At 58.7% G+C, this 2,856-nt stretch carries 3 protein-coding genes and 1 riboswitch; of the genes, 1 reads left to right on the forward strand and 2 read right to left on the reverse strand.

Annotated features, from left to right (window positions below; genetic code table 11):
* The coding region (locus HY067_00005) for a galactose oxidase (GenBank protein MBI3526335.1) at positions 1-667 on the forward strand (667 nt) is incomplete at its 5' end.
* Positions 668-694: 27 nt separating this feature from the next.
* Here the strand turns inward: HY067_00005 and HY067_00010 are convergent.
* Both HY067_00010 and HY067_00015 read right to left on the reverse strand, forming a co-directional pair.
* Positions 695-1,525, reverse strand: a complete 831-nt coding sequence (locus tag HY067_00010; GenBank protein MBI3526336.1) for a hypothetical protein — start codon at positions 1,523-1,525, stop codon at positions 695-697.
* An 11-nt stretch (positions 1,526-1,536) separates the two neighbouring features.
* Positions 1,537-2,493: a hypothetical protein gene (locus HY067_00015; GenBank protein MBI3526337.1), complete on the reverse strand. Its 957-nt coding sequence runs from the start codon at positions 2,491-2,493 to the stop codon at positions 1,537-1,539.
* Positions 2,494-2,712: 219 nt separating this feature from the next.
* Positions 2,713-2,827: riboswitch (TPP riboswitch) on the forward strand.
* Positions 2,828-2,856: the final 29 nt, after the last annotated feature.

Raw genomic sequence — 2,856 nt, forward strand, 5'->3', positions numbered from 1 at the left:
CAAACTCTATGTCATCGGCGGTTTCAGCGGCACCTTCTCCTGGACGCCCGTCAATACCGTCTATGAGTATGATCCGGTCTTGGATCGCTGGCGGTCGAGGGCGTCGATGCCGACCAGGCGGGGTGGGTTGGCCGTGGCAGTGCGGGATGGTTTGCTCTACGCGGTCGGCGGGATGGGGGAGGATAAGCAGAACAGCGGTGCGTTGGAAGTCTATGATCCCGCCACCGATCGCTGGAGTGCACTTCCGCCGTTACCCACGCCGCGGGATCATCTGGGGGCGGCTGTCATCGGCGAACTGCTGATCACTGCCGGAGGTCGTTTACATTCCTCCTATGCCGATAATCTGGCAACGACCGAACTCTTCGACTTGAAGACCGACAGCTGGCGAACCGGCAAGCCGTTGCCCACGCCCCGCAGCGGTGTGGCCACGGCGGTCCTGCGTGGCCGGATGCTGGTCTTCGGTGGGGAAGCGCCGGCCGGCACCTTTCATGAGAACGAGGCCTACGATCCAGCCGCAGACCAATGGACAACGCTGGCCCCGATGCCGACCAGCCGCCACGGTCTGGGCGCGGCGGTGGTGGGGGAGCGGGTGTATGTGCTCGACGGCGGCCCCAGCCCCGGCGGGTCGTTCAGCGACGTGAATGAGACATTCTTTTGGCCGCCATAAGAGCTCCCCGATGTTTGTTGGAGTTCTCTAAGGGGCGGGAGATTTTGCCTCTTCGGAAGTTGTGGGAGGGGTGGAAGAACTGGCGTTTGTCGATGGCGGTGGGCTGGATTCCGTAGAGGGACTGGAAGACTTTTCCGCCTGACCGCTCTCGCTCGTGCTCCCTCGTGCGCGCAGGACGTTCTGAGCGGCCCGGATCTTTGGCTGCATCTCATTCGAAATAAACGTGGCGTAATTATCACGCACGTAATATTCGAGCGTGCCGATGATGTCGCGATCGAACACATTGGCGTTGTAAATGCCCCCGCCAAATGCCAGGATGCCCACTTCCAGCCAGGTGAGTCCGGTCCAGATCGTTCGGTCCATCTCGGCTTCACGGATGCTGTAGCTGATCGGAATCTTCGTGCTGGAGAGCTCGGTCCCGTTTTTGTCATTGATGCTGATGTCAGTCATGATGTCGGCGTGATAGACATAGCCGTTCCATGCGGGCGTGAAGATGATGAACCCAGGGAAGTTGATCAGGAAGTTCCAGCCGGAGCTGCGATACTTCACGGTGGGATTGATCGAGAGAATGACATCGGGGTTGAACTCGTTTGGCTGGTTGACGATGTAGTCCGTTTGAAGTTTGGCGATTCCGGGCCGCCGGCTCAACCGTTCGACCAGTGTATTGAAGTAAAACTGTCCGTCGGGACTGCCTTCGTACGGCAGGACGGCGACCTTCACGGGCGGCTCAATTTGTACGAGGTGCACCGATGCGGCATAGAGGTCAAGGTTCTTGACCTCAAGGGCATGGGTGCAAGCCGTCATGCTCAGGGCCATGATGGCCAGACTGAATGTCGACAGGATCGCGTTCTTGCGCATGGTATCTCCTCTCATTCCTTCGATGTGGTGGATGTAACCTGATCAGGTGTTTCCGGTGATTCGGCCGTCATGTGTTTTGGGGCTGGGGCGGTAAACGGCACGCAGAAGTCGGGGAGGAAGTCACGCCGGCTCGTGCCGGATGGAGCCGCATCCTCTTCCCGGATGGCTCGGGCGCGGACATAGCTCTGCACCCGCCCGGTGACGTGGCCGGTGGCCACAATCGGCAGATAGACGATCAGGCCGCCGGGCGCATAGCCGCCGATATAGGTGAAGTAGGCGGGAATGAGGGTGTAGTAGGCCCGGAGCTCATCCTCTTCATCACGAATGCATTGCAGAAACTGAATGGCGTCTGATGATGCCGCCGCCTCCTGGAGGAGGTCGATTCCGGGAATCAACCGGGGAAGCGCGAACGAGGTGCCCTTCCATTCGTGCTCCGTATAATCCTTGGAGTGGCCCGCCTCGTGGAGCAGAATGGTCACGTCGCCGGAGTAGACGTTGATCGTGTTGGTGAACGGATTGAAATGGTCGCCGCCTCCGATGATCGGCAGGGGCAGGCCGGCGAACAGCCGATCGGGCAGCAGCGTGTACTTGAGCCACGAGAGCAGCCCAAGCGTGTATCTGTACCCGGCGCCGATCTCCTTGTTATGCACCAATCGTTTCCACTCGCCGATCGGAGCGTACTCGTTGTGCCGGATTTTCACCGACCGGAGCTGGTTCATCTCAAGATACTTCTCAAGCAGCGCGCGACTGTGGTCGGGAAATTTGTGGTCGAGCGCCTGCCAGTTCAGGAGCAGAAGCTTGGTGGGCAGGCTGATCAGGTAATGGTTCAGGCCGTCAATGATGAGATTGGGTTTGCCCGTTTCGATCTGGGGAGACCCATCGTCGATCGGCAGTTGCTTCCCGACGTAATAGCGTGCGGTCGGGTGGTAGATTTCCGGGGCTGAAGCGCAGCCGGCGGCAGTCAGCATCGAACACGCAATAAGTAGGGTGTGTTTCAACATTGGGATGCGTTGTTCCTTAAAACGACAATAGTATACGCCGACGGTGGAGGGGATTCAGCATCGATTATTTCTATACAAATCGAGAGGATAGCGTTGGTGGTCTCTTGCGGCATGGAGAAGGAGGGATGTTCAGCGACAGAAAGCCGCCTTGACAAGGCGCCTCATGGCGCATTAGAATCAAGCCGTTAATTCCGCCAGGGGTGTCCCGAAAGGGACTGAGAGCTTCGGCGTAGTAAGGCTGAAGCAACCCGTGGAACCTGATCTGGATCATGCCAGCGAAGGGACGCGGACGAATAAAAAAACCCGCACCCTTTCTTTCTTTGGTGCGGG

The organism is Betaproteobacteria bacterium (assembly GCA_016194905.1).
Lineage (GTDB): Bacteria > Pseudomonadota > Gammaproteobacteria > Burkholderiales > JACQAP01 > JACQAP01.